At 63.4% G+C, this 6,007-nt stretch carries 7 protein-coding genes and 1 pseudogene; 3 read left to right on the top strand and 5 right to left on the bottom strand.

Annotated elements, in window-relative coordinates; translation table 11 throughout:
- The 3 genes from NB311A_RS07610 to NB311A_RS07600 form a co-directional block, all read left to right on the top strand.
- Positions 1–397, top strand: a 397-nt coding sequence (locus NB311A_RS07610) for a transposase (protein WP_009797881.1), incomplete at its 5' end; no start/stop codon positions are given.
- Entirely contained in the window at positions 394–750 is a 357-nt protein-coding gene (gene tnpB / locus NB311A_RS07605) for an IS66 family insertion sequence element accessory protein TnpB (protein ID WP_040674336.1), read from the top strand. The genes NB311A_RS07610 and tnpB, both read left to right, overlap by 4 nt.
- A gap of 70 nt (positions 751–820) precedes the next feature.
- Positions 821–2,353 (top strand): IS66-like element ISNisp6 family transposase, encoded by a 1,533-nt coding sequence (locus NB311A_RS07600; protein ID WP_009797884.1) that lies wholly within the window; start codon positions 821–823, stop codon positions 2,351–2,353.
- Here the strand turns inward: NB311A_RS07600 and NB311A_RS23095 are convergent.
- The 5 genes and pseudogenes from NB311A_RS23095 to NB311A_RS07580 all read right to left on the bottom strand — a co-directional run bounded on the left by NB311A_RS23095 (position 2,317) and on the right by NB311A_RS07580 (position 5,945).
- Positions 2,317–2,610 carry a transposase gene (locus NB311A_RS23095; RefSeq protein WP_371256479.1) on the bottom strand — a complete coding sequence of 98 codons (294 nt, stop codon included), beginning with the start codon at positions 2,608–2,610 and terminating at the stop codon, positions 2,317–2,319. The two genes, NB311A_RS07600 and NB311A_RS23095, sit on opposite strands and share 37 nt — an antisense overlap.
- Before the next feature lie 163 nt (positions 2,611–2,773).
- Positions 2,774–3,148 (bottom strand): transposase, encoded by a 375-nt coding sequence (locus NB311A_RS23090; protein WP_371256478.1) that lies wholly within the window; start codon positions 3,146–3,148, stop codon positions 2,774–2,776.
- A gap of 175 nt (positions 3,149–3,323) precedes the next feature.
- The gene (gene istB / locus NB311A_RS07590) at positions 3,324–4,070 is read right to left on the bottom strand and encodes an IS21-like element helper ATPase IstB (RefSeq protein ID WP_009797930.1); all 747 of its coding nucleotides are present in this window, start codon (positions 4,068–4,070) and stop codon (positions 3,324–3,326) included.
- 9 nt (positions 4,071–4,079) lie between these two features.
- A pseudogene (gene istA / locus NB311A_RS07585) lies at positions 4,080–5,605 on the bottom strand (IS21 family transposase).
- Between the two features lie 130 nt (positions 5,606–5,735).
- Positions 5,736–5,945, bottom strand: coding sequence for a hypothetical protein (locus NB311A_RS07580; RefSeq protein ID WP_009797927.1), 210 nt, complete (start codon positions 5,943–5,945; stop codon positions 5,736–5,738).
- Positions 5,946–6,007 lie beyond the last annotated feature (62 nt).

Raw genomic sequence — 6,007 nt, 5'->3', positions numbered from 1 at the left:
GCTTGAGGTGATCACGGGCACTGGGCGTCGGCGCCGGTTCTCGGATGATGACAAGGCCCGCATCATCGAAGAGACACTTGTTCCGGGCGCTGTAGTTTCGGAGATTGCGCGCCGTCATGGGTTATCGCCGCAACAGTTGTTCGGCTGGCGCCGTCAAGCACGGCAGCCTGCATCGGCGAGCACCGAGACGTCAGGGCCGCTTTTTGTTCCGGCGCTCGTGGAAGCTACATTGCCGGAGCGCGCGGTTCGCCGCCGCGGTCGCAACCGTGCGCTCGATGAGGATCGTGTTGCTGGAATCATCGAGGTTGAGATTGGCAGCGTGACGGTGCGCGTCGGCCGCGGTGCCGACGCCAGGACGGTCACGGCGGTGATCCGCGCGCTAAAGGCCAGCGCGTGATCGGTCCGACCGGCGCAGTTCGGGTTATGATGGCGACCAAGCCGGTCGACTTCCGGAAGGGTGCCGAGGGTCTCGCGGCTCTGGTGCGAGACGGGATGAAGACCGATCCGTTCTCCGGTGCTGTCTACGTGTTCCGCGCCAAGCGGGCGGACCGTGTGAAGCTGATCTTCTGGGATGGCACTGGTGTCTGCCTGTTTGCCAAGCGGCTCGAAGATGGCGCATTCCGCTGGCCCAATGTACAGGACGGCGTCATGCATTTGACTGCGGCGCAGCTCTCGGCGTTATTGGAAGGTCTCGACTGGCGCCGTGTCCACGTCGCGCGCGAGACGACGGTGCCGACGCAGGCCAGTTGATCTGCGACACAGTGAATCATCTTCATCGGATCGCTCGCGACGCATTGAGGCTCGTGATTTAATTGCTTCCATGACGGCTCTGGCAGACGCGCTTCCCGATGATCCCGGTACGCTGAAGGCGATGCTGCTGGCGGAACGGGCACGCGCCGAACGGTTGGAACAAATCATCAGGGAGTTGCGCCGCCATCGCTTTGGCCGGCGCGCCGAGACGCTGCCGGAAGATCAACTTCTGCTCGGGCTCGAAGAGGTCGAGCAGGCTGCTGCGAGCAGCGAGGCGGCAGGTGAAGCGGTCGCTCCGGCCGAGCGAGCACGTCATGCCGTCAGGCACCGCATGAACCGCGGATCGCTTCCGGCACATCTGCCGCGCATCGAGATGGTGGCCGATATCGAGGACCACAGCTGTCCATGCTGTCGTAACGCGCTGCATCGGATTGGCGAAGACCGGAGCGAGAGACTCGACATGATCCCCGCGCAGCTGCGCGTGCTCGTCGTGCGCCGGCCGAAGTATGCCTGTCGGGCCTGCGAAGAGGTGGTGGTGCAGGCTCCGGCGCCGGCACGGCTGATCGAGGGCGGATTGCCGACCGAAGCGACAGTGGCGCAGGTCCTCGTCTCCAAATACGCCGATCACTTGCCGCTCTACCGCCAATCCCAGATCTACGCCCGGCAGGGCATCATACTCGACCGCTCGACATTGGCCGACTGGGTCGGCCGCGCCGCCTGGTTGCTGCGGCCGGTGCATGAGCGCCTGCTCGCTACTTTGAAGACCTCGACCAAGCTGTTCGCCGACGAGACCACGGCGCCGGTGCTCGATCCCGGCCGCGGGCGGACCAAGATCGGCCAGCTCTGGGCCTACGCACGCGATGATCGCCCTTGGGGCGGGGCCGATCCGCCGGGCGTAGCTTACCTCTATGCGCCCGACCGCAAGGCGGAGCGGCCGATCGCTCATCTCGCCGGCTTCACCGGCATCCTGCAGGTAGACGGCTATGCCGGCTATCGCGCCCTCGCCGAACGCGGCGACGTGCGGCTCGCGTTCTGCTGGGCCCACGTGCGCCGGCGCTTCTACGAGCTTGCCGTCGCCGGTCCGGCGCCGATCGCCAGCGAGGCGCTCAAACGCATTGTCGATCTCTATGCCGTCGAGACCCAATGCCGGGGCCGCTGCGCCGATGAGCGGCGCGCGCTTCGGCAGGAGAAGAGCCGCCCCATTCTGGAAGCCCTCGAACCCTGGCTGCGTGCCAAGCTCGACCTGATCAGCCAGAAGACCAAACTCGCCGAGGCGATCCGCTACGCGCTGTCGCGCTGGGAGGGGCTCACGCGATACCTCAATGACGGCCGCATCGAGATCGATAGCAACATCGTCGAACGCTCAATCCGACCGATTGCGCTCAACCGCAAAAACGCGTTGTTCGCCGGCTCCGACGGCGGCGGCGAGCACTGGGCCGTCATCGCCTCGCTGATCGAGACCTGCAAGCTTTGCAGCATCGAACCGCATAACTATCTGGCCGACGTCATCACCAGGATCGTCAACGGCCATCCCAACAGCCAGATCAACGACCTGCTGCCTTGGGCCTATACCGCTGCGCTGGATACCAGGGAAGTGGCCTGAAAACACCGCTTACCAACCTTGTTGCGATGCATCCGCTGTTCGAGCCGGCCGATCCACTCACCCATACGGTCGCGCTCACGGTTCAGGTGGGCGATGCATGAGCGTGCGCCATGGATGATGAGGCGCCGCAGGTACGGGTTGCCGCGCTTGCTGATCCCCAGCAGCGTGGTCCTCCCGCCTGTCGAGTTTTGGCGTGGAACGAGCCCGAGCCATGCCGCAAGGTCACGCGCCTTGCGGAACTGCCGTCCATCTCCGATTGCGGCAAGCAGGGCCGTTGCTCCCAGTGGCCCAATCCCGGGGACATCAGCCGGCGCGCTGCGTCGACGCGATCGGCGATCGCTTCGACCTGCCGGCTGACGGTGGCGAGCCGCGCGTCGACGACGACGAACTCGTCCCAGAGTTCCCGCAGCATCGTGCGCATCATCGGTGTGAGGTCGTTGGTCTCGTCGGCAAGGATGCGCGCCATGTCGAGCTTGAAGACGCCAGCCCCTGGCCGCATCGCGATTCCATATCCAGACAAAAGGCGCGCATCTGACAGATAAGCTGTATTCTGTTTGCGGAGATCCGGTCTCGGATCCGATGAAGCGCCTGCAGATCGATTTGCGCTTCCTGCCTGATCTCTACAAAGCGCATCGTCGGACGGACCACCGCTTCGGCAATCGCCTCTGCGTCACGCGCGTCGTTCTTATTCGATTTGACGAAAGGCTTCACGAACTGCGCTGGGATAATCCGCACTGTGTGGCCCATCGCAGCCAATTTGCGCGCCAGCCATTGGGCGCCCGGACAAGTTTCCATCCCGATCAAGGCGCGAGGCGCCTGCTCGAAGAACGGCAGGATCGTATAACGTGCGGATTCCGATGAAGTCGCCCGGGCATTCCGAGATGATGCCGCCCATAGATTCCGACATGATGTCGCCCAGGGCGCGTGCCTCGCTGGCTGCTAAAGTTGTGCCATTGCTTGTTGTGAATGGTCAATCTTTTTTGGTGGACCTTTCGCGGGTGCGGCGCAGGCTGTCTCCAGTGAGATCGATGCGGTGAGCGTTGTGGACGAGGCGGTCGAGGATGGCGTCGGCGTAGGTTGGATCGCCGATGACATCGTGCCATTTGTCGACCGGGAGCTGGCTGGTGACGATCGTGGATCGTCGTCCATGGCGTTCTTCGAGAATTTCCAGCAGGTCATGTCGAGCGGCGGCATCGAGAGGTTCGAGGCCCCAATCGTCTAATATAAGGAGTTGCACGCCCCCGAGCGCCCGCAGCAGTCGGGCATAACGACCGTCGCCGCGTGCCAGCGCGAGATCGGCGAAGAGCTTGGGAACGCGCTGATAGAGAACGGATCGGTTGTTACGGCAAGCTCGGTGTCCGAGAGCGCAGGCGAGCCAACTTTTGCCGACTCCGGTCGGGCCGCTCAGGATGACGTTATCGTGGGCGTCGATCCAGCGGCCCTCGGCGAGCTTCTGGAATAGCGCGCGGTCGAGACCGCGCGTGGCCCGGTAATCGACATCCTCGACAGCCGCTTGGTGGCGCAGCCTTGCATACCGGAGCCTGGCCGTCAGCTTTCTGTCGTGTCGATAAGTCATCTCGCGGTCGAGCAGCAGCGCAAGCCAATCCAGATGCGGAAGCGCGGCGGCGTCGCTGGATGCGGCGACTCCATCGAAGGCTTTGGCCATGCCGAACAGCCCGAGTTGATTGAGCTGATCGAGGGTGGGATGGGTGAGCATGTGATCTCCTCAATGGTAATAGCGCGGGCCACGGATATTGGGGTGGAGGATCGTCACCCCGTCCGGGCCGCGCGGTCGGTCGGTGTGGCGGTCCAAATTGTTGTCGAGGATCGATCTGACGGAACCGTAGGTCCGTGTCCCAATGTCGAGCGCGCGCGTCGCGGCGGCCTCGACCCGGGCCATGCCGAACGGCTTGACCAGCCGCACGATTCCCAGACAGGCCCGAAAGCCCTGTTCGGGATGCGGGCGATGCTCCAGGATCAGGTCGCACAACGCCGCCGTCGACGGTCCAATCAAGGCGGCGTCTTTGCGGATGCGATCGAGTGTCCAGTTGGCGTAACGCCGGTGGCTGGAGGGCATGTGTTCTTGCACGGTCGTGTGTTTGCCGTTGCCGCTCGAGCGGAGATGCGCGGCGATCCGCTCGCCCTTGGCGAATACTTCGACGGTGCGGCCGGTGAGCCGAACCTCGACCTCGGTACGGGCGAAGCGATGCGGCACGCTGTAATAATGCTTGTCGATATCGACGTGATAATCGATCCCGACCCGGCGGGCGCGCCATTCGACGAACACATAAGGCTCAGCCGGCAAGGGCCTGAGCGCCGGCCGATCGAGATCTTCGAGAAGCTGGCGCCGCGTTACGCCGAGACGCCGGATCGGGCGTTCGTCGTTCAGTCGCACTAGTAATCCTCTGATGGCTTCGTTCAACTCGCCCAGGCTATGGAATCTCCTATTGCGCAGGCGGCCCAGAATCCAGCGTTCCATGATCAACACACAGGCTTCGACCTTGGCCTTGTCGCGTGGCTTGCGCGGTCTCGCCGGCAAGATGCCGATGCCGTAATGCGCGGCCATCTCCGTATAGGTCCTGTTGACCTGAGGCTCGTACAGGCACGCCTTGATGACCGCCGTCCTGGTGTTGTCCGGCACCACAAGCCGGGGTACCCCGCCGAGGGCCTCGAAGGCACGCGTGTGCGCACCGATCCAGTCGGCGAGCGATTGCGTCCACGTCGCCTCCGCATAGGTGAAGTTCGATGCCCCCAGGACGGCGACAAAAATCTGCGCCTTCCTGATCTCGCCGTCAGTCGGTCAATTACCACCGGCGCGGTGTCGCCGGCGTAATCGACGAACAGCTTGTCGCCACCTAAATGGGTTTGCCGCATCGTGACGGAGATCTTGCCTTCCCAGGCCCGATAAAGCTCGCAGAAGCGGCTGTAGCGATATCCTTCCGGGTGAGCCTCGATGTACTCGTCCCACAGGATCGACAAGGTGACGTGCTTGCGCTTCATCTCCCGGTGCAGGATCGACCAGTCCGGCTCGGCGCTGCGGCGATGACCCTGCTTCTTGCCGGCGTTCTTGTAGAGCTTTGCTTCCAGCTCGCTGTCGGTGACGGTCTCGGGCAGCGGCCAGGTCAACCCAAGCGACTGGAAACGCGCAATCGTCGCCCGTACTGTCGATGACGCCAAGCCGGTACGCCGCGCCACCTCGCGCTTGGAAATCCCTGCAAACCTCAAACGTAAAACTTCGCGTACCACCCGCATCGCAACCCTCTCCGCCGGCATCGATCCACTCTTCAGCCAAAGCCAAAGAAACGGACCTTACAAACGGCCAGCAGGGCTCTCCGACATCCCGCCACCCCGGGCGACATCATCCCGGAATGCTGGGCGAGGATTAATCGGAATGCTGGGCGACAATTAATCGGAACAGGTGGGCGGCATCATCCTGGAATAGGTGGGCGGCTTGCTCCGGAATCAGCAAATAACGGGTTAGCTTGACGCGGCGTATCGGCTTGCCGGATGCATCGGCTGCCATGCCGTCGAAGCGGGTCTTTCCGAGATCAATGCCGAAGACGGCGGCATCGACAGAGTGGCTTCTGGACATATCGGCTCCTTCAGTTGGGAATCAACCAGCTGCATCATCGCAGCCGGAGAGCCGGGGCGGGC

The sequence above is a fragment of the Nitrobacter sp. Nb-311A genome, assembly GCF_000152905.1.
Classification (GTDB): domain Bacteria; phylum Pseudomonadota; class Alphaproteobacteria; order Rhizobiales; family Xanthobacteraceae; genus Nitrobacter.
The sequence above is the reverse complement of the archived record's forward strand: the minus strand, read 5'-3'. Positions and strand labels throughout refer to the sequence as shown.